25 protein-coding genes and 1 pseudogene are annotated in these 20648 nt (G+C 52.2%); all 26 read left to right on the top strand.

The window, feature by feature from the left end; translation table 11 throughout:
• Positions 1 to 15: 15 nt before the first annotated feature.
• Positions 16 to 723, top strand: coding sequence for an NADH-quinone oxidoreductase subunit C (locus BLW10_RS03825; RefSeq protein WP_091332478.1), 708 nt, complete (start codon positions 16 to 18; stop codon positions 721 to 723).
• Positions 716 to 1975 carry an NADH-quinone oxidoreductase subunit D gene (locus tag BLW10_RS03820; protein ID WP_091332477.1) on the top strand — a complete coding sequence of 420 codons (1260 nt, stop codon included), beginning with the start codon at positions 716 to 718 and terminating at the stop codon, positions 1973 to 1975. Before BLW10_RS03825 ends, BLW10_RS03820 begins: the two co-directional genes overlap by 8 nt.
• Positions 1975 to 2502, top strand: coding sequence for an NADH-quinone oxidoreductase subunit NuoE family protein (locus tag BLW10_RS03815; protein WP_091332476.1), 528 nt, complete (start codon positions 1975 to 1977; stop codon positions 2500 to 2502). Before BLW10_RS03820 ends, BLW10_RS03815 begins: the two co-directional genes overlap by 1 nt.
• A gap of 3 nt (positions 2503 to 2505) precedes the next feature.
• Positions 2506 to 3789 carry an NADH-quinone oxidoreductase subunit NuoF gene (nuoF, locus tag BLW10_RS03810; protein WP_091332475.1) on the top strand — a complete coding sequence of 428 codons (1284 nt, stop codon included), beginning with the start codon at positions 2506 to 2508 and terminating at the stop codon, positions 3787 to 3789.
• A 60-nt stretch (positions 3790 to 3849) separates the two neighbouring features.
• Complete coding sequence (locus BLW10_RS03805) at positions 3850 to 4149, top strand: DUF2442 domain-containing protein (RefSeq protein ID WP_091332474.1); 300 nt, start codon at positions 3850 to 3852, stop codon at positions 4147 to 4149.
• A gap of 195 nt (positions 4150 to 4344) precedes the next feature.
• Complete coding sequence (locus BLW10_RS13695) at positions 4345 to 4719, top strand: hypothetical protein (RefSeq protein WP_143116999.1); 375 nt, start codon at positions 4345 to 4347, stop codon at positions 4717 to 4719.
• A 493-nt stretch (positions 4720 to 5212) separates the two neighbouring features.
• Positions 5213 to 5467, top strand: coding sequence for a type II toxin-antitoxin system HicA family toxin (locus BLW10_RS03800; RefSeq protein ID WP_091332473.1), 255 nt, complete (start codon positions 5213 to 5215; stop codon positions 5465 to 5467).
• The gene (locus BLW10_RS03795; RefSeq protein WP_091332472.1) at positions 5464 to 5670 is read left to right on the top strand and encodes a type II toxin-antitoxin system HicB family antitoxin; all 207 of its coding nucleotides are present in this window, start codon (positions 5464 to 5466) and stop codon (positions 5668 to 5670) included. The genes BLW10_RS03800 and BLW10_RS03795 overlap by 4 nt, the downstream gene beginning before the upstream one ends.
• A gap of 67 nt (positions 5671 to 5737) precedes the next feature.
• Positions 5738 to 5956, top strand: coding sequence for a hypothetical protein (locus tag BLW10_RS03790; protein WP_091332471.1), 219 nt, complete (start codon positions 5738 to 5740; stop codon positions 5954 to 5956).
• Entirely contained in the window at positions 5953 to 6234 is a 282-nt protein-coding gene (locus BLW10_RS14515) for a ParE family toxin-like protein (RefSeq protein ID WP_091332470.1), read from the top strand. Before BLW10_RS03790 ends, BLW10_RS14515 begins: the two co-directional genes overlap by 4 nt.
• A gap of 286 nt (positions 6235 to 6520) precedes the next feature.
• Complete coding sequence (gene nuoG, locus BLW10_RS03780; RefSeq protein WP_091332469.1) at positions 6521 to 8920, top strand: NADH-quinone oxidoreductase subunit NuoG; 2400 nt, start codon at positions 6521 to 6523, stop codon at positions 8918 to 8920.
• 6 nt (positions 8921 to 8926) lie between these two features.
• Complete coding sequence (gene nuoH / locus BLW10_RS03775; protein ID WP_091332468.1) at positions 8927 to 9961, top strand: NADH-quinone oxidoreductase subunit NuoH; 1035 nt, start codon at positions 8927 to 8929, stop codon at positions 9959 to 9961.
• 14 nt (positions 9962 to 9975) lie between these two features.
• Entirely contained in the window at positions 9976 to 10467 is a 492-nt protein-coding gene (gene nuoI / locus BLW10_RS03770) for an NADH-quinone oxidoreductase subunit NuoI (RefSeq protein WP_091332467.1), read from the top strand.
• 15 nt (positions 10468 to 10482) lie between these two features.
• Positions 10483 to 11115: an NADH-quinone oxidoreductase subunit J gene (locus BLW10_RS03765; protein WP_091332466.1), complete on the top strand. Its 633-nt coding sequence runs from the start codon at positions 10483 to 10485 to the stop codon at positions 11113 to 11115.
• Positions 11112 to 11417: an NADH-quinone oxidoreductase subunit NuoK gene (gene nuoK, locus BLW10_RS03760; protein WP_012971602.1), complete on the top strand. Its 306-nt coding sequence runs from the start codon at positions 11112 to 11114 to the stop codon at positions 11415 to 11417. Before BLW10_RS03765 ends, nuoK begins: the two co-directional genes overlap by 4 nt.
• Before the next feature lie 92 nt (positions 11418 to 11509).
• Positions 11510 to 11899 (top strand): GxxExxY protein, encoded by a 390-nt coding sequence (locus tag BLW10_RS03755; RefSeq protein WP_091332465.1) that lies wholly within the window; start codon positions 11510 to 11512, stop codon positions 11897 to 11899.
• A gap of 49 nt (positions 11900 to 11948) precedes the next feature.
• Positions 11949 to 13955, top strand: coding sequence for an NADH-quinone oxidoreductase subunit L (gene nuoL / locus BLW10_RS03750; RefSeq protein WP_091332464.1), 2007 nt, complete (start codon positions 11949 to 11951; stop codon positions 13953 to 13955).
• A 23-nt stretch (positions 13956 to 13978) separates the two neighbouring features.
• Entirely contained in the window at positions 13979 to 15553 is a 1575-nt protein-coding gene (locus BLW10_RS03745) for an NADH-quinone oxidoreductase subunit M (RefSeq protein WP_091332463.1), read from the top strand.
• A 99-nt stretch (positions 15554 to 15652) separates the two neighbouring features.
• Positions 15653 to 15925 (top strand): DUF4258 domain-containing protein, encoded by a 273-nt coding sequence (locus BLW10_RS14510; RefSeq protein WP_091332462.1) that lies wholly within the window; start codon positions 15653 to 15655, stop codon positions 15923 to 15925.
• Between the two features lie 8 nt (positions 15926 to 15933).
• Positions 15934 to 16170, top strand: coding sequence for a YgiT-type zinc finger protein (locus tag BLW10_RS03735; protein WP_091332461.1), 237 nt, complete (start codon positions 15934 to 15936; stop codon positions 16168 to 16170).
• Between the two features lie 18 nt (positions 16171 to 16188).
• Positions 16189 to 16476 (top strand): annotated as a pseudogene (locus tag BLW10_RS03730) (NADH-quinone oxidoreductase subunit M); the annotation flags it as partial.
• Between the two features lie 124 nt (positions 16477 to 16600).
• Positions 16601 to 17068 (top strand): hypothetical protein, encoded by a 468-nt coding sequence (locus tag BLW10_RS03725; RefSeq protein ID WP_143116998.1) that lies wholly within the window; start codon positions 16601 to 16603, stop codon positions 17066 to 17068.
• A 68-nt stretch (positions 17069 to 17136) separates the two neighbouring features.
• Positions 17137 to 17454, top strand: coding sequence for a hypothetical protein (locus BLW10_RS03720; RefSeq protein ID WP_177168975.1), 318 nt, complete (start codon positions 17137 to 17139; stop codon positions 17452 to 17454).
• A 56-nt stretch (positions 17455 to 17510) separates the two neighbouring features.
• Positions 17511 to 18194 (top strand): hypothetical protein, encoded by a 684-nt coding sequence (locus tag BLW10_RS03715; protein ID WP_091332458.1) that lies wholly within the window; start codon positions 17511 to 17513, stop codon positions 18192 to 18194.
• Between the two features lie 461 nt (positions 18195 to 18655).
• A complete protein-coding gene (locus BLW10_RS03710) occupies positions 18656 to 20161 on the top strand; it encodes a B12-binding domain-containing radical SAM protein (protein WP_091332457.1) in 1506 nt (501 codons plus the stop codon).
• A gap of 97 nt (positions 20162 to 20258) precedes the next feature.
• Positions 20259 to 20459, top strand: coding sequence for a type II toxin-antitoxin system HicB family antitoxin (locus BLW10_RS03705; protein WP_091332456.1), 201 nt, complete (start codon positions 20259 to 20261; stop codon positions 20457 to 20459).
• The last annotated feature ends 189 nt before the right edge of the window (positions 20460 to 20648 follow it).

Genomic DNA, 20648 nt, shown 5'->3' with positions numbered 1-20648 from the left:
CCTGGTTCAGAGATCATGGCTACACAAATCCTGACCCGTACTGCCAGGGTGGATGCGCTCGCCGTGTCCATTCGTGCGCATTTTGCCGCGCCGGACTTCGAGCTGGTCGATGCGTTTGGCGAACTCACGCTGATTGTGCCCGCCGAGCGCCTGCTTGAAGTAGCGCAAACGCTACGCGATCACGACGATTTCCGCTTCGAGCAACTGATTGATCTCTGTGGCGTCGATTATGCGGCCTATGGCAACTCCGAGTGGGAGACCGAGGAGGCATCGAGCACCGGCTTTGGGCGCGGCGTGGATCGTGATGGTTCAATCGCCGCCGATGATCCGCAGCGTTTTGCCGTCGTGGTGCATCTACTGTCGCTTGCGCATAACCGTCGCTTGCGAGTGCGTACCCATGTTGGTGTTGATGCGCCAATCGTCGATTCGTTGATTCCGTTGTGGTCAGCGGCCAATTGGTTTGAGCGCGAAGCCTTTGATCTGTATGGCATTTTGTTCCGAGGTCATCCCGATCTGCGCCGCATTCTCACCGATTATGGTTTTATCGGGCATCCGTTCCGCAAAGATTTCCCCGTCAGTGGTCAGGTCGAGATGCGCTATGACCCAGAACTCAAGCGCGTTGTCTACGAGCCGGTGTCAATCGAACCGCGTGTCTTGGTGCCGCGTGTGATCCGCGAGGACAGCCGTTACGTCGGTTCTGGCGAGGAAACCCGTCATGCCTGAGATTCGCAATTACACCCTGAACTTTGGACCGCAGCATCCGTCAGCGCATGGTGTGCTGCGGTTGGTGTTGGAGATGGACGGCGAGGTGATCGAACGCGCCGATCCACATATCGGGCTGCTGCATCGCGGCACTGAGAAGCTGGCCGAATACAAACCGTATAATCAAAGCATTGGTTATATGGATCGGCTCGATTATGTGTCCATGATGTGCAATGAGCACGGCTATGTGCGGGCGATTGAAAAGCTGCTCGGTATTGAGGTGCCGGAGCGGGCGCAGTATATCCGCACGCTATTTGATGAAATCACGCGCATTCTGAATCATTTGATGTGGCTCGGAGCGCACGCGCTCGATATTGGCGCGATGAGCATGTTTTTGTATTGCTTCCGCGAGCGCGAAGATTTGATGGACTGCTATGAGGCGGTGTCGGGAGCGCGTTTACACGCGACCTATTATCGTCCGGGCGGTGTCCATCGTGATTTGCCGGAGCAGATGCCGCGCTATGACGCTAGCAAATCCAAATGGCATAGTGCGCGTGAAATAGCCCAGCGCAATCGCGCCCGCGATGGGTCGCTGCTGGATTTTATTCAAGATTTTACTGAGCGTTTTCCGAATTATGTCGATGAGTACGAGACGCTGCTGACCGACAATCGTATTTGGAAACAGCGCACCGTTGGCATCGGCGTAGTCTCACCAGAGCGGGCATTGCAGCTTGGCTTCACCGGCCCGATGTTACGCGGTTCAGGCATTGAATGGGATTTACGCAAAAAGCAGCCTTATGCCGCATATCATCAAGTTGATTTTGATATTCCGGTTGGCATCAACGGCGACTGCTATGACCGCTATTTAGTGCGCATTGAAGAAATGCGTCAATCCAATCGTATTATTCAGCAGTGTGTCGCGTGGCTACGCGCTAATCCCGGGCCGGTGGCGATTGACGATCATAAGGTCGTGCCGCCGAAACGGGCTGAAGTCAAGGACAACATGGAAGCCTTGATTCATCACTTTAAGCTATTCACCGAAGGCTATTGTCCGCCACCGGGCGAGGTCTATGCCGCCGTTGAAGCGCCGAAAGGTGAATTTGGCTGCTATATCGTCTCGGATGGGGCGAATAAGCCTTATCGTCTCAAAGTGCGTGCGCCGGGGTTTCCGCATTTAGCCGCGCTCGATGAAATGTCGCGTGGTCACATGCTGGCTGACGTGGTAGCCATCATCGGCACACTGGATATCGTGTTCGGGGAGATCGACCGCTGATGAGCTTTCGTAATGCACCCCAAGCTGTCGCGCATGACGTAAATAAGGCTGACTTATTCACGCCCGAGATTCGCACCGCAATTGATGCGCACATTGCTAAATATCCGCCTGAATGGAAACAGTCGGCGGTGATGCCGGCGTTGTCAATTCTTCAGGATGCGCATGGCGGCTGGCTAACCACTGATTTAATGAATGATCTGGCAGCTTATTTGGATATGCCGGCGGTTTCAGTTTATGAAGTCGCAACTTTTTACGGTATGTATGATTTGGAGCCACAAGGTCGGCATAAAGTCTGCATCTGTAATAGTATTTCGTGCATGTTAAATGGCTCAGAAGTATTAATTGAGCATGTTGAGCATAAATACGGTGTCAAAGTTGGCGAAACTACGGCGGATGGGCGATTTACGCTGAAAGAAGTCGAATGTCTGGGGGCGTGTCGTGATGCACCGGCAGTAATGCTGAATAAGGTCTATCACGAAAAGCTGACACCTGAGGCACTTGATACGCTGATTGATGGGTTGGAGTAAATCATGGTCGAACGTCAAAATACCGTTTGCTTCCGCAATCAGCATCTCGATGTAGCAATTCGGCATACGTTGGCCGCCTATCGTGATCTTGGCGGTTATGCGCAATGGGAGCGTATTTTGCGTGAGCGTCCCGATCCAGCCGATTTAATTGAAGAGGTCAAGCGTTCGGCTCTGCGTGGGCGCGGCGGCGCGGGCTTTCCGACCGGGTTGAAGTGGAGCTTCATGCCGCGTAATGCGCCGGGGCAGAAATATATCGTCTGCAATTCCGACGAGGGCGAGCCGGGTACCTGTAAGGATCGCGATATTCTGCGCTACAACCCGCATCAGTTGATCGAGGGGATGGCGATTGCGGGGTATTGCATCGGCGCGACCGTGGGTTACAACTATATTCGCGGCGAGTTCTATGAGCCGATCGCGCGGTTCGAGGACGCGGTGCGTGAGGCCTATGCCGCCGGCTTGCTCGGGCGCGATATTCAGGGATCGGGAATTGATTTCAATCTTTATGCACACATGGGCGCTGGTGCCTATATTTGCGGTGAAGAAACGGCGCTTCTGGAATCTATTGAAGGCAAAAAAGGTCAGCCGCGTTATAAGCCACCATTTCCGGCGCAATGCGGTCTTTATGGGCGACCGACGACGATCAATAATACTGAGTCGCTGGCGTCAATTCCGGTGATTTTGGAAAAAGGCGGACAGTGGTTTTTAGAGCAAGGTCGGCCAAATAATGGCGGGCCGAAGCTGTTTTCAGTGTCAGGGCATGTCAATGCGCCGAATAATTTTGAAGTGCCGTTGGGTACGCCATTTCGTGCGTTGTTGGAAATGGCTGGCGGCGTGAAAGATGGGCGCAAGCTGAAGGCGGTGATTCCGGGTGGTTCTTCGGTGCCGGTGGTACCGGGTGACATCATGATGGATGTTGATATGGATTATGATTCCATCGCTAAGGCGGGTTCGATGCTCGGCTCGGGGGCGGTGATTGTGATTGCTGAAGGAACCTGCATGGTGCGGGTGCTGCACAATTTGGCGCATTTTTATATGCACGAATCTTGTGGGCAATGTACACCCTGTCGTGAGGGGACGGGTTGGTTGGCGCGGGTCATCAAGCGCATTTTAGACGGTCAAGGCCGACCTGAAGATTTAGAGTTATTAGAGAGTGTTGCCGGTCGAATTGGCGGTAAGACGATTTGCGCGTTAGGCGATGCGGCGGCGATGCCGGTGCAGAGTTTCCTCAAGCATTATCGGCATGAGTTTGCTTATATGATTGAGCATGGGCGGAGTGTTGATGGCTAATTAGGAGTTAGCAGTTAATGGAGAGGAACCATATAAAATTAGTCCGCTGTGAGGTTTTGTATGTACTGGGATGCAAAAGTCGTTAAACCTTTATTCAATTATCGCATTTATGTTGAAATTGAAGATGGTCGTAAAGGTGTCTTTGATATAACGCCTTACCTTGATCGAGGTGTTTTCCGAGAACTGAAAGATAAACACTATTTTAATCAGGTAAGCATTCTTTTCGGCGCTATTACTTGGCCGCACGAACAAGATATTGCGCCAGAAACTTTAATTGAAGAAATGGTTCTAGTTGATAGCATACCTGACAATACGCTGCTTTCAAACGGCAATTCCGCTACGCTCCATTGCCGCCGGTGAGCTTGGTCGTTAGGCAGGGCGATGCAGCGGCAATGCCGGTGCAGAGTTTCCTCAAGCATTACCGGCATGAGTTTGCTTATATGATTGAGCATGGGCGGAGTGTTGCGGCTTGATGCAAGCCTGAGTTACTGTAGTCGCGTTGCCACTTTTGGCAACCCAGCCAGCATAACTGCGAAAAACGTAAAAGGGTGATATATGAAACACGTAACAAAAATCAGAAAAATTATTTTGATGCATGCGTTAATTTCTGGGGCATGTTTATCAGGTTGTACAACCGAAACAATTCATTATGTAGAACGCTCTTCAAGTACGCCTTCATCATCTTCATCATCTAGTTCTAACCCCTGTCAAACGATATATAAAATTTATGATGCATGTTATCGCGTAGGTGTTGGGAAATCATCAAGACAGTGTGCAATTTTAACAAAAAATGTTTATCAGGGTGTGAATCTTGGAAATCGTGATCTCGAAGCAAAAGTTAGTTTAATGTGTGGATTAGCTTGTAATCAAGCAGCAAACAATAAAGGATTCTTGTCTTACAGCTCTTTTAGTACAAGTTACTGTAATTAGGAATTAAAGGAATTAAAGGAATTAGAATTAAAAATTAAAAGAAATTAAAGAAGGTAAAGAAGGAAAGAAGGGGTCTGGTTGAAAGAAGGGGTCTGGTTGAAATTATTTTCCAAGCGCCAAATCAACCTGTAATCAATCGCCTAACAAACGTCTCCAGTCCGACCGCTCGCTACGCTCGCGGCGGCTGAGGCTGGCGTTAGAAGTAGTGTCAGTCCTTTATTTTGGTGGTCTAATAATGCATAAGATTATTGGTAAATGGAAAATCACTGAAATGGAGCAGTGAAATGGAAAATGGGGGTCGAAGAAAATGGGAGAAAATGGGGAAAATGGGGGTCAGGTTCAAATTATTTCAGCGGAAAAATCGGGACAGACCACGTTTAATATAGCACTAACGAAGTTTTGCACTGGATGCCGCGAACAGCAGCACTGATGAATCTAGCGTTAGGCTCCAAACAAACAAAAGGCGTCGTGAAGCTGAGTTTGTCTTCAACTTATGAAAAAGCGCAAGCTTCTCTTGAAACTGCTATCCGGTTCCAAGAATATCCAGTTTTCGGAAGCAGTAGCAATAGCTGAAGCTTTTGGGTTCCGACTGGACAGAGTGAATGGAAGTCATCACATTTTCGTTCATCCGAAGATTCCGGAATTGTTGAATCTGCAGGATTTGCAGGGCAAGGCGAAGCCATATCAAGTCAAGCAATTGCTCCAATTGGCAGAAATTCACAATTTTCAACTGGAAGACGAATCATGAAAGATTATCACGTCAACATCTTTTATAGCGATGAAGATGATGGCTACATTGCGGACATTCCGGATTTGAAAGCGTGTTCTGCATTCGGCGAAACGCCGAACGAAGCGTTGACGGAAGTTCTGAAAGCCAAGGAAAGCTGGTTGGCCTCCGCAGAAGCGCACGGCAAGCCAATTCCGCTACCAGAATACTGTCCGGTCATCTGATGCGATTTCTTTGTTTTTATATCAAAGCCATAGATTTTAAAAAGCTGAGTATAAAAGATTAAGTGCCATGACTAGTCTGCTTGAAAAAGCTTTTGATCTTGCTTCAAAGCTTCCCGCTTTAGAGCAAAATATTCTTGCTAGAACACTTCTTGATGAGATTGAGTCAGAAAAAAAATGGGATGAGCTTTTTGCTGAATCGGAAGACTTTTTAGCTCAGATGGCTGTCGAGGCTCTGCGGGAGGAAGCGCAAGGCATGACAACAGAGCTAGACTTTAATAAACTGTGATATCAAAAGCCACCGAAAAATTCTGGAAATGCTTTCGGGTATTGCCGCACGATATTCAAGGTAAGGCCAAAGATGCCTATGCCTTATTTCGTGAAGATCCGTGGTATCCAAGTTTGAACTTCAAAAGAGTTCATTCGAGTCTTCCAATTTACTCCGTGCGTATTACGAAAGATTACAGAGCAGTCGGAGTTTTGAGTGGCGAAAAAATCGTGTGGTTTTGGGTGGGAACTCATGCCCAATATGACGGCTTGCTGAGACAGTTGAAAACCGCAAGCTAACTAAGCAGCGGGCATCCGTCATTGTTTCGATCGCCGCATTTCTAGCTCCTAGCTCTAGCGTCGCTTGGCCGAACGAATCGCTACTGGTCATAGCCGATGCTCCTACGCTGAAGTATGGAAACGAGCAAAGAAAAACATTAAAGCGTGTCGCACCGCAATAGCGGCATCATCGCTAAAGGCTCCATTCAGGAGCAGAGCCATCAGGCCCCGCCGGTGAAAAGCCGGTGCCCATTCAAAAATTCCGCCCCTACATCATTAGGGCCGGCTTTCAACCGGAAAGGTTTTGATGACGGACAAGATCAACATCGAGATCGATGGCCGCGTCTGCGAGGCAGCGCCGGGCGAGATGATCATTGCGGTCGCCGATCGTGAGGGCATTTCGATCCCCCGGTTCTGCTATCACAAAAAGCTGTCCATCGCGGCGAACTGCCGGATGTGCCTGGTCGAGGCCGAGCAGGGGGGGCGTCCCTTCCCCAAGCCGGTGCCGGCCTGCGCGACCCCAGTCGGTGAGGGCTTAAAAGTCTGGACACGCTCGCCCAAAGCGATTGAAGCCCAGCGTGCCACTATGGAATTCCTGCTCATCAACCATCCGCTCGACTGCCCGATCTGCGATCAGGGCGGCGAGTGCGAGTTGCAGGATGTGGCGATGGGCTATGGCGGCGATGTCTCGCGTTTTAGCGAGCGCAAGCGCGTGGTGCTGGACGAGGATCTCGGGCCGCTGATTGCCACTGATATGACGCGCTGCATCCATTGCACCCGCTGCGTGCGTTTCTGTGCCGAGATCGCCGGTGTGCGCGAGCTGGGTGCAACCGGACGCGGCGAGGACATGCGCATCGGCACCTATATCGCCCATGCGGTCACGCACGAGCTGGCGGGCAACGTCATCGACCTCTGTCCGGTCGGGGCGCTGACCTCCAAGCCCTATCGCTTCACCGCGCGGCCCTGGGAGCTGACCGGACGCGACAGCATCGCCCCACACGATGGACTCGGCTCCAACCTGCGGCTGCATGTGCGGCGCGGTCAGGTGATGCGCGTGCATCCGAATGATAACGAGGCCGTCAACGAGACTTGGATCTCGGATCGTGACCGCTTCAGCTATGCTGGTCTCAATGGCGCGGATCGTCTCACCGTGCCGATGATTAAGCGCGAAGGCGAATGGCAACAGGTCGAATGGACGGACGCATTGACTCATGTCGCCGAGCGGCTCAAGGCGGCGGACAGCGCCGATACGGGCTGGCTGCTGGCTCCGAATGCGACGCTGGAAGAACTCTATCTAGCAGCGCGGATCGCACGCGGTCTGGGCTGTGACAATATCGACCACCGTCTGCGCCAACAGGATTTCCGCGCCGATGCCGCTGATCCGCTGTTCCCCTGGCTGGGGCTGCCGGTCGCCGAACTGCCGCGCCAGCGGGCGATTCTGTTGATCGGCTCTCACATCCGCCAAGAACAGCCGCTGCTCGCGCACCGTATCCGTCAGGCCGCGCTGGATGGGGCCGAGGTGCTGTGCGTCAATCCGCTGGAGCTGGAACTCAACCACCGCTCGACCCAAATTGTTAGCACTCCGGCACGGATGGTTGCCGATCTCGCCGCCATTGCTAAGGCGCTCGACGCACGCGGTTCGGGCGTGATGGCCGATCTGATCGGCGCGAGCGCACCGACTGACGCGCATACCGCCGTTGCTCAGACGCTGCAACAGGCAGACGGGCAGGGTGTGGTGCTGCTCGGTGCGCTGGCTGAAGCCCATCCCGATTACAGTCTGCTCAAGGCGCTGGCGGGCGTGATCGCTGAGGCGGCTGGGGTGCGTTTCGGTTATCTGCCCGCAGCGGCTAATAGCGTTGGTGCGCATCTGGCCGGTGCGCATCCGGCGATTCTGCCCGGCGCACATCCGGCTGAGACAACCAGATTAGCTATCGGCGCGATGTTCGACAAACCGCTCACTAGCCTCGTGCTCTGGGGGCTGGAACCGGATCGTGATGTGATCGACGCGGCGCGGGCGATGGCCGCGTGCGAGCGTGCGAAGTTCGTCGTTGCGTGCTCGGCCTTCGATGCGCCGTCACTGCGCACGGCGGCGGATGTGTTATTGCCGATTGGCGCTTTCGCTGAGACTTCCGGCACCTTCGTCAACGCGGGTGGCATCTGGCAGTCATTTCAGGGCGCGGTTGCGCCGCCGGGTGAGGCGCGTCCGGGCTGGAAGGTACTGCGCGTGCTGGGCAATCTGCTGGATTTATCCGGCTTTGAGTACCGCGATAGCGCCGAAGTACGTGAGGAACTGGCCGCGCTCTGCGCCGAGGCTACGCCCGACAACACACCGCGCACCAATCAAGCGGTTACAGGCCCGACGCTCATTGCTGAGACCGGATTAACCCGCGTTGGCGCTGTGCCCTGCTATGCGCTCGATCCGCTGGTGCGTCGCGCTCCGGCATTGGCGCGGATGCCCGGTGCTGAGTTCAGCGTCCGGCTACATCCCGATCAAGCCGCCGAACTGGGTTTGGCCGATGGTGACTGCGTGCGCATCACGCAGGGCACAGCGCAGGCTGAAGCGCACCTGTTCATTGATACGCGGATCGCGGTCGGCACGGCGCTCATTCCCGCCGCTGTCTCCGGCAGCGAAGGGCTGGGAGCCATGATCGGGGCAATTACGCTGGAACGTCTCAGCGGCCGCACGGCCTATTGCGAGAGAGGATAAGCGGCCATGATCGAATTGTGGAATGCACTGCCGGTCTTGATCCAGATTTTGCTCAAGATCACCGCCATCATCCTGCCGCTGCTCGGACTGGTGGCCTATTACACCTATGCCGAGCGCAAGGTGATTGGGTATATGCAGGTGCGCATCGGCCCGAATCGGGTCGGCTGGCGTGGGCTGCTCCAGCCGATTGCCGATGCGGTCAAGCTGCTGATGAAAGAGATCGTCATCCCCACCAAGGCGGACAAGACGCTCTTCCTACTCGCGCCCATGATCGCTATCGCCCCGGCGCTCGCGGTCTGGGCGGTCTTTCCGTTTGATGAAGGGCTGGTGCTGGCCGACATCAACGCCGGACTGCTCTATGTGCTGGCGCTCAGTTCGCTCGGGGTTTACGGCATCATCATCGCGGGTTGGGCCTCGAACTCGAAATACGCCCTGCTCGGTGCCATGCGCTCGGCGGCGCAGATGGTCGCCTATGAGATAGCTATGGGCTTTGCGCTGGTCGGGGTGCTGGTCGCGGCGGGCAGTCTTAATCTGGGCGACATCGTCGCCGCGCAAGAAGGCAATCTGCTGACGTGGTTCTGGCTGCCGCTGCTGCCGCTCTTTGGCGTCTACCTGATTTCGGGCGTCGCTGAGACCAACCGCGCCCCCTTCGATGTCGCCGAGGGTGAGTCCGAGATCGTCGCCGGTTTCCATGTCGAGTATTCGGGCATGGCGTTCGCGGTCTTTTTCCTCGCCGAATACGCCAACATGGTGCTGATTTCAGCCCTGACTGCGTTGCTCTTCCTCGGCGGCTGGCTGTCACCGCTACCAGCGGCGTGGACTGAAGGAAGCTGGCTGCTGAGTGACGGTTTCCACTGGCTGCTCGCCAAGACTTTCTTCTTCATGTTCCTGTTCCTGTGGCTGCGGGCGACCTTCCCGCGCTACCGCTACGACCAGATCATGCGCCTGGGCTGGAAGGTCTTTATTCCGATTACGATTGTTTGGATCTTGGTCGTGGCGCTCGCGGTGGTCTATCGACTGCCGCCCTGGTGGTCGGCATGATCTGGAGACCTGAGATGTTGCAAATCGCCCGCGACTATTTGCGCAGTCTGACCCTATCCGAGCTTTTTAAAGGGCTGTCGGTGACGGGCCGCTATTTTTTCAAGCGCAAGTTCACCGTCCAGTATCCGGAAGAAAAAGCGCCACTTTCGCCGCGCTTCCGTGGACTCCATGCCCTGCGCCGCTATCCGAATGGCGAGGAACGCTGCATCGCCTGCAAGCTGTGCGAGGCGGTCTGTCCGGCGCTGGCCATCACCATCGAATGCGAACCGCGTGAAGACGGCTCGCGCCGCACCACGCGCTACGACATCGATCTGTTCAAGTGCATCTACTGCGGCTTCTGCGAGGAGTCCTGTCCGGTCGATTCGATCGTCGAGACCGGCATCTACGAATATCACTTCGAGACGCGCGGCGAGCACATCATGACCAAGGACAAGCTGCTCGAAATCGGCGACAAATACGAAGCCGAGATCGCCGCCGCACGCGCGGCCGACGCGCCCTATCGTTGAGCGGGATGACACCTCATGGCTGAAAAATTGATCTTCTATATTTTGGCGGTCATCACGCTCTGGGCGTCGGTGATGGTCATCACCCGCAAGAATCCGGTGCATTCGGTGCTGTTCCTGGTGCTGGCGTTCGTCACCAGTGCCGGACTCTGGGTGCTGCTGGAGGCCGAATTCCTCGGCATCGTGCTGATCCTGGTCTATGTCGGCGCGGTGATGGTGCTGTTCCTGTTCGTCGTCATGATGCTCGACATCGATCTGGCGACCATCCGCGCCGGGTTCGTGCAGAACCTGCCGCTGGCGGGGCTGATCGCGGCGATCATGGCGGTCGAGATCCTGCTCATCGTCGGGCCGGGCAATTTTGGGTTGGACGCCTTCCCCAAGCCCGAACCGCTGGGCGCCGAGGTCAGCAATACCCGTGAACTGGGTCTGCTGCTCTATTCGGTCTACATCTATCCGGTCGAGATCGCCGCCGTAATCCTGCTGCTGGCCATCGTCGCCGCCATCCGGCTCACGCTGCGCCGGCGTCCCGACACCAAGTTCATCGATCCGGCCCAACAGGTGCGGGTGCGCAAGGGACCGGACCGCGTGCGGCTGGTCAAGATGGCCGCCGAGGATGTGGCACCAGTTGTCGATAAGGGAGACGCCCAATGATCGCGCTGTCGGACTATCTGATCCTGGGCGGGCTGCTGTTCGCCATCGCCGTGGCCGGGATTTTCCTCAACCGCAAGAACCTGATCCTGCTGTTGATGTGTGTCGAGCTGATGCTGCTCGCGGTGAACATGAACTTCGTCGCCTTCTCGCACTTTTTGGGCGACATGACGGGGCAGGTCTTCGTCTTCTTCATCCTCACCGTTGCGGCGGCTGAAGCGGCGATTGGGTTGGCTATTCTGGTGGTGCTGTTCCGCAACCGCCGCACCATCAACGTCGAGGATCTCGACGCGCTCAAGGGTTAATTGAGCGTTGGTGGATAAATGGACAGGATTAACAAGATGATTCAGGATTTACAGGATTTTTTCTTGGACTGAATCTATCTGGAGTTCTGTTCATGTCGTTGCCGGATGAAGCTTTGACGAAACGGGTGATTGGCTGCGCTTACCAGGTGCATAACACGCTTGGAGCGGGATTTCTGGAAAAAGTGTATGAAAATGCCATGGCGGTCGAGTTAGAACGACAGGGCATTGCTTTTCAGAAACAGGCACCGCTGCAAGTGTTATATCTGGGATGCGTCGTCGGAGAATATTTTGCAGACATGCTGATCGAACAACGCTTGATCTGTGAATTCAAGGCGATTGACCGTTTGTCTGCTGTTCATGAAACTCAATTGGTCAACTATCTGGTTGCAACCGGAATAGACACGGGCTTATTGATCAATTTTGGCAGGAGCGTAGAGATTCGTCGGAAGTTCAGGCAATATAAAAAATCCTGTGCATCCTGAAAAATCCTGTAAATCCTGTCTATTCAAATCGAGCGAATAGAGCGAACGAATGGAAAATGTCTACCTGACCATTGTGCTCGCGCCGCTGCTCGGCGCTATCGCCGCCGGCTTTTTCGGCGCGCGTCTCGGACGCCGGGGCGCACATCGCGCCACCATCGCGGGCGTGGCCGTCTCGGCGGTGCTCTCGCTGTGGGTGCTGGCGCGCTTCATCTGGGGTGAGGCGACGGTCTTCAACGGCCCGGTCTACACCTGGCTGGTCTCGGACGGGATGCGCTTCGAGGTCGGCTTCCTGGTCGACAAGCTGACGGCGGTGATGATGGCCACCGTCACCTTCGTCTCGCTCATGGTGCATCTCTACACCATCGGCTACATGGCCGACGACGAGCACAACTGGCCGCACGGGGCGCTGTCGGGCAAGAACAGCTATCAACGCTTTTTTAGCTATATCTCGCTGTTCACCTTCTCGATGCTGATGCTGGTGATGTCGAACAACTTCATGCAGTTGTTCTTTGGCTGGGAAGCGGTCGGTCTGGTGTCGTACCTGCTGATCGGCTTCTGGTCAACCCGTGAAAGCGCGGTGTTCGCCAACCTCAAGGCGTTTCTGGTCAACCGCGTCGGCGATTTCGGCTTCATTCTCGGCATCGCTGCGGTGGGCATGTATTTCGGTTCGATGGACTATGCCGAGGTGTTCGCCAAAGCGCCCGAGCTGGCCGACGAGCAAGTGGCGATCTTCGGCGGCGTGTCGCTGATGACGCTGATCGGCATCCTGCTGTTCATCGGCGCGATGGGCAAATCGGCGCAGGTGCCGCTGCATGTCTGGCTGCCGGACTCGATGGAAGGCCCGACTCCGATCTCGGCGCTGATCCATGCCGCGACCATGGTCACGGCGGGCGTGTTCATGGTGGCGCGCATGTCGCCGCTCTATGAGCTGTCGGAGACGGCGCTGAGCTTCATCCTCATCGTCGGCGCGAGCACGGCCTTCTTCATGGGTCTGATCGGTCTGGTGCAGAACGACATCAAGCGCGTGGTCGCCTATTCGACCCTGTCGCAGCTCGGCTATATGGTCACGGCGCTCGGCGCTTCGGCCTATGCGGCGGGCATCTTCCATCTGATGACCCATGCCTTCTTCAAGGCGCTGCTGTTCCTAGCCGCCGGCTCGGTCATCATCGCCATGCACCATAAGCAGGACATCAGCCACATGGGCGGTCTGCGCAAGTACCTGCCGATTACTTGGCTGACTGCGCTGATCGGCTCGCTGGCGCTGATCGGTTTTCCGGGCTTCTCAGGCTTCTTTTCTAAAGACGCCATCATCGAGGCGGTCGGGCATTCCCAACTCTTCGGCGCGGGCTATGCGACGGTGTTGCTGACGGTCGGCGTTTTCGTCACCGCGCTCTACAGCTTCCGCATGTACTTTCTGGTCTTCCACGGCCGTGAGCGCATGGACGAGCACACCCGCCATCATCTGCACGAATCGCCCTGGGTGGTGACGGTGCCGCTGGTGCTGTTGGCCATTCCCTCGGTGTTCATCGGCTGGTTTGCCGTTGAGCCGATGCTAATCGGCGATTGGTGGACGACCGGCGATTGGAGTCCAATCGTCGTCGCCCATGAGCACGACACGCTGCATCATCTGCGCGAGCACTGGCACGGTCAGGCGGCCTTCGTTGAGCACGGAATGCACGCCTTGCCCTTCTATTTGGCAATGGCGGGTCTGGCATTGGCGGCGCTGCTGTGGTGGGTGCTGCACGCTTGGAATCCGCGCATCGACGAGTTGCTTCAGGTGTTCGGCGGCCCGGTGACGCGCATCCTTCAGGATAAGTACGGCTTCGATGACTTTAACCAGCGTTTTCTCGCGGGCGGCAGTCGTAATCTGGGCCGCATGTTCTGGATCACAGGTGATCGCACCCTCATCGATGGGGGCATGGTCAACGGTTCGGCGCGTACCGTCGGGCGGCTGGCGCTGCGCTTCCGGCAGCTTCAGACCGGATATCTTTATCACTACGCCATTGCGATGATCATCGGGCTGGTTGGCCTGTTGACGATCTTCGTGACGCTCTGACGCCGAAAGGGAGAAGACTAGGCATGAACGAATTCCCCCTGCTAACGCTGACCATCTGGCTGCCGATCATCGGTGGTCTAGTGGTGTTGGCGAGTGGCGATCAAGAGAAGAGCCTGTCCAAATGGACGGCGCTGGCCTTCGCGGTGTTGACCTTTTTGGTCAGTCTGGGGCTGTGGATCGGCTTCGACTCGACTACGGCTCAGATGCAGTTCGTCGAACGCACGTCCTGGATTCCGAGCTTCAACGTCGAATACTTCCTCGGCGTCGATGGGCTGTCGATGCCGCTGATCGTGCTGACGACCTTTATTTCGATCTTCGTCGTCATCGCCGGTTGGGAGGTCATCCGTTACAAGCCGAGCCAGTACATGGCCGCGTTCCTGATTATGGAAGGCATCATGGTCGGCGTGTTCTCGGCGCTCGACGCGGTGTTGTTCTATGTGTTCTGGGAGGCGATGCTGATTCCGATGTTCATCATCATCGGGGTCTGGGGCGGGCCGAACCGGGTCTATGCGACCATCAAGTTCTTCATTTACACCTTCCTTGGGTCGGTGTTCATGCTGGTCGCGCTGATCTATATGTACTTCCAGTCGGGCAGTTTCAGCATTCTGGATTTCCATGCGCTCGAACTGGGGATGACGGCGCAGACGCTGATCTTCATCGCGTTCTTCCTGGCGTTTGCGGTCAAGGTGCCGATGTTTCCGGTGCATACCTGGTTGCCGGATGCGCACGTTGAAGCCCCGACCGGTGGTTCGGTGATTCTGGCGGCGATCATGCTCAAGATCGGCGGGTATGGTTTTCTGCGGTTCTCACTGCCGATCACGCCGGATGCGAGTGCGGATCTGGCCTGGGTCATCATTGCGCTGTCGTTGATTGCGATCGTTTATATCGGCTTCGTGGCGCTGGTGCAGCAGGATATGAAGAAGCTGATTGCTTATTCGTCGATTGCGCACATGGGGTTTGTGACGCTGGGCTTTTTCATCGTCTTTACGCTTGCGCTCAATCCGAGCGTGACGGGTGGGGCGGTGATGGGCATCGAGGGCGGCATGGTGCAGATGATCTCGCACGGGTTCATCTCGGGGGCGCTCTTTCTGTGTGTCGGGGTGCTCTATGATCGGGTTCATTCGCGTGAGATTGCGGATTATGGCGGTGTGATCAATACGATGCCCTGGTTTGGGGCGTTCATGGTTTATTTTGCGATGGCGAATGCTGGATTGCCGGGGACTTCGGGGTTTGTCGGCGAGTTCATGGTGATTCTGGCGACCTTCAAGGCGAGTTTCTGGTGGGCGCTGCTGGCGGCGACGACGCTGATTCTGGCGGCGGCCTTTACGCTGTGGATGGTCAAGCGTGTCGTTTTCGGCGAGGTCAAGAACGAGAAGGTCGCGGCGTTGGCGGATTTGGATTTGCGCGAGCGGATCAATTTGGGGGCGTTGGCGGCGGTGGTGTTGCTGTTTGGGTTGTGGCCCGCGCCGCTGGTCAACGTCATGCATGTGACGGTCGAGAATCTGGTCGCGCAGGTTGGCGTCTGCAAGTTGCCTGAGGCGGAGCGTGGGGAGTGTGTTTTGCCTCGACCTGAGACGGTGGCTTTGATTGGTCATTGATGCGCTCATTACGCAGGGTTTAGATTGCAGTCAGGCTCGATTACGAAAACTGGATTGCAATAAATGCACTGTTAGGCACAAAGAAGGGCGTGAAGGAAAATGTCTACCCTTCAGAAAATTCGACAGCGTGTCCTTGATCGCGATTACTTCCTGTCTTCGCATGCGGAAGAAGAGATGCTCGATGACGTCCTTGACAGGTTTGATGTAGAGAACGCGATCCTCAAGGGACGAATTGAGAAACAGCTTACCCATGATTCTAGGGGCACAAGATATCGTATTGAAGGGCCGTGCTTGGACGGGCGCATAATTCACGTTATTTGCCGGTTCCGAGAGGAATTGAATATGCTTGTCATTACTGTGTATGCGTTATAGGTGGCATCATGCAATGTGAATTTTGTGGTGGCGAAACCAAGAAGAGGAACGTCAGGCGGCAACACTGGTTCCAGCGGCAACTTTACATCGTTGAGAACGTAGAAGCTGAGGTTTGTACTGAGTGCGGAGAGCGGTATTTTCATGCTAAAACCTTGGATGCAGTGGATACGCTCTTATTGAAAAAACACCCGGTTAAAGAAATGCTCTGCGTTGAAGTTGTCGAATTTACGAAGGCGGCAGCATAGAAAGCCTGACCTTAGGCACTGATTCTGGCGGCGGCTTTTACGCTGTGGATGGTCAAGCGGGTCGTCTTCGGCGAGGTCAAGAACGAGAAGGTCGCGGCTTTGGCGGATTTGGATTTGCGCGAGCGGATCAATTTGGGGGCGTTGGCGGCGGTGGTGCTGTTGTTTGGGCTGTGGCCTGCGCCGCTGGTCAATGTCATGCATGTGACGGTTGAGAATCTGGTCGAGCAGGTCGGCGCCTGCAAGCTGCCTGAGGCGGAGCGTGGGGATTGTGTGTTGCCACGGCCTGAGACGATGGCTTTGAAGTAACCAGGATTTAGATTGCAGTCAGTCTAGATTGTAAGAATTGGACTGCAATCTAACTACATTGTTAGGTGAAAAGGGTTCTGCCCCGTCCCTAACATAATCAAATCAGTCGTTTAGGAGATATAAGATGATAGTAAAATGTGAAGCGGTTTATTTTCCTGTTACAGAAGTTAATAAAGAGAACGGAAAGTTTAATATCGACGGCAAAGAAATAACAGGCTATAGAATTGAGTCGTCAGATGAATCCAATTTAAAATTAACATGGGATTTGCCGGAATCGAAACAGGATATGATCTCTACTCTAGAAAAAACAAAATGGAAAAATGATGATGTTTCATATGATGATTTTGATTGCGATGCCGACTCTTATAACATTCGATCCTTTAACGAAAATGGAGATGAAATAAATGAAGATGATTATGAGGAAGTTGATTTTGATGGCGATTGCAATTTAGAGCTTGAGTATTTTGAAGTGGATAATGGTTTAGATCACATTACTTTATTTGACGACGATGAAGATGAAATTGTTATCAGTCCCAGTAATTTCTCAAGCTATGACGACTTTATTCTTAAAGTCAAAGAGTTGTGTGGTTGATTTTCCATAGGGCGACTTTAGCCCGTTACGATCCCCATACAGGCCATTTGATACATCTTGAACCTTCAATGGATGCGCACTCATGGGCAATACGAGAAGAAAGGTTTGCTAAAAAATTTACTTCCGCAAGAAAATATATTCTCAGTGATATTTTTACATGGCTTGATTCAAATATCGAAATAGAGCAAGTGGCCGTGCTTATTTCCCACCTGAAAGATCGTGATTTCCTTGCGGGAGCTAAAATTGTATCAATTGATGAACTATTAGCTGAAATTCGTGAAAAAGTAGTTGCCTGTGGCATAGTCGCAAAAAATGCTATACCAGAGCAGTATCCATTATTAAGAACATTGCAGCTATCTCATAATGGCTACTACAAAGCATTATAACAAACCGCTTAAATGCGTTCCGGCTACAAAAAGCGTGTTTTACACTGGACTTGCGAATGCTCACCTTTTGGCAGGGCGCTAGCCATCACAAGGAATTGCACCATATGCCAAAGCCATACGAATTCGGAACAGAGGCAGAACTGGTTCAGCGTCTTGGCGACACGAATACAGTTAGCGCAGCAAAATTATTCTTTGCACAACAAAGTCCAAGCATCACTCACGTAGTCGAAACCGGGGTAGCCGGAAACACCTTTAGAGCCTTCCGCAACCTGCCGGTGCAGCCCTCCGTGACGTTCCGAACCTGGGCGACGAATTACGTCACAAGAACAATTCACGAATTGAGCGCAATCTCAGACTGCCAGTCCTACGCTCAGTATGTGCACGATGCCACCAACAGCCTTTGCGAAGAATGGCGACGCATTACTGGTTCAGAAATGGGATACGGACGCGGAGCCAAACTGTTTAACCTTGTATTGAAGAAGTTCGCATGCCTTTCATCCTTATCTGAAGGACAGCGATCAACTTTGATAGATCTTCAGCATATACCCTTAGACAGCTACACAATTATTGGCCTTCGCGCAATAGCTCCAGAGTTTTTCATACCGAAGAACGCAACCATGAAATTTGTTGAAACGCCGGCCCAGTATGCAGATTTTCAGGCAGTTATTCGCGAAATTGCTAATAAGGCAGGAGTTCCTCCAATTTACTATGACGTACTGGCATGGAACATGGGGCATTGATGGCTAACACTTGCATCAGCGCCGACTAAATACTGCAATACTGCGCGCCGAGCTTTTCGCAAGACTAAAAAGCCTTGTCAGCGCATTGTTAAGCTAACTAAATAACACGTTAAATTTAGAACGTTGACGATTGCAGCCAATAATTAGAAAAAAAGCAACATTTATAGCACCTATAAGTAATTAAATGGCTAGTATAGTTATGAATTTACAGGAAAAAGTTAACCAGACGGAAGCAAATATGGAAAAAACCGAGTATTTTGAATTGTTTTGAGAAAAGGAGTCAGGTTCGATTTAATTTTCACCCAACAAATCGAATCATCCAAATCACCTAACACGGTGCTCCAGCCGAATCTGGTTTTGCTTTTATTTGATCGGCTGAGTTTGCCGTTACATGCGTAAATAGGGGGCTGACCCCTATTTCTTCTGTTTCTAGACAGTCTCTAAAAAAAGGTAAATATAAGATGAATATAACATTGATATCGCCTTATCCGGATCTGTTTGCATATGGTATCCGTATTTTGTCTGCATGTCTGAAAAAGAATAATCATAATGTTAAAATTATTTTTTTACCTAATGGCATCGGTGTTAATTATAGTGAAAAAATGTTAGATGCCCTCGTTGAATTATCTGCCGATTCAGATCTTAATGCAATTTCTTTGATGACGGATTTTTTGTCTAAAGCAATTCAAATAAGCGAATATCTGCGTGCAAAAACTTCAGTTCCCATATTGTGGGGGGGCATACACACTATGCTATGCCCAACTCAATGCTTAAAATATGCGGATATGATTTGCGAAGGCGAGGGCGAGGATGCTTTTGTTGAGTTGGCGAACCGTTTAGAGGCTGGAGAAAAAAATCCACAGGTAGCAGGAATTCGTTATCAAGACTCAGAGACTACCAATATTAGCCAGCGATCACTAATTTTGGATCTTGATTCACTCCCGTTTCCTGACTATGCGTTTGATAACCAGTTTATATTAGATGATCGTGGCGTTCGCTTAATGAATGCTGAAATTCTCACTAAATATAATACTGGTATGTACGCCACTATTGCGACACGTGGCTGCCCATTTAGTTGCACTTACTGTTGTAACAGTACATTTAATTCCATAAACCCTAAGTGTAGTACCGTCCGTAGGCGGGGAATTGAAAACTTGCTATTGGAGCTTGTGTGGGCTAAAGAAAACATCCCAAACATCGACAGAATTGCTCTTTTTGATGATGCTTTTATGACATATTCTAAAAAATCAATCGAACAATTTTGCGAAGGTTACCAAACGCGAGTAGGTCTTCCCCTTAATATTGGTGGCATGACACCAACTACTTTCGACAAAGAAAAATTAGGCTTACTGGTAGGCGCTGGTTTGAATGTAGTTAGAATGGGAATTCAAAGTGGAAGTGACCGCACTAAAAAGCTATATGGAAGAAATTATTCTAATAATACTGTAATAAAAGCAGCGCACGGCATTAACTCATTTAAAGATATCATCATGGTTCCAGCTTACGATATAATTATAGACAACCCATGGGAAAAAAGAGAAGATTTAGTCGAAAAATTGATGCTCCTATCTGAGCTGCCACTTCCGTTCATGTTAAATATATTCTCATTAACATTGTATCCGGGCAGCAAGCTTTATGAGATAGCACAGGAATCAGGTTTGTTAGAAACTAACCCGAAAGTTGTCGAAAAAAATTATTTGATTGTAAAAAATGTATATTTAAATAAGCTATTTATACTCCTAAATCAATATAGCCGTATAGGATGGAGAATTTCTCCGAAAATGATGAATTTGTTGACGAATCCATGGATGTCTAAGGTTGGTATTAGCTGGAGTTTCTATGTTTTATTGAAGCTTGGAGCCCTTGTTGCGCGAGCATTTTGGGTCGTGTTCCGTATCAAAGCTAGTTGGAACGCAATCAGTTCAGGTCAATGGTTTCGAATCATTAAGTATCTCAAACAATTTTAGTGAAAATGTCTAGCAGCGTAGGTTAGGTTGCCGACTTTTGGCAACCCAACATAACCAGCGAGCATTGCTAAACATACGATTATTGCAGAGGAAAATCATGAAACTAAAAGTGATAATACACGACGCTGAAGAAGGAGGTTATTGGGCAGAAGTTCCTTCCATACCTGGTTGCGCTACTCAAGGTGAAACTTTTGACGAATTATTGAGCAATATTTATGAAGCAGTAGAAGGATGTCTATCCGTAGATGTTCAAGAAATCTTAATAACAGAAAACGACAAAATAATGGAGATATACTAAACTCATTTGAAATTTTCGTTTTTGAAACCAGCTTTGCATTCATTTAGTTTATGCTTAACTACACACTGTCGACTGATCAGTTGATTGAGCTGCAAAAAGCGCATCGTCAAACACAGAATAAACGTGAAGCCGATCGGATCAAAGCGGTAGTTCTCTTGGCAACGGGCTGGACAGCGGAACAAGTAGCCG

This window comes from Allochromatium warmingii (assembly GCF_900107145.1).
In the GTDB taxonomy this organism is placed as follows: domain Bacteria; phylum Pseudomonadota; class Gammaproteobacteria; order Chromatiales; family Chromatiaceae; genus Thermochromatium; species Thermochromatium warmingii.
Note: the sequence above shows the minus strand (reverse complement) of the source record. Positions and strands in the feature narration are given on the sequence as shown.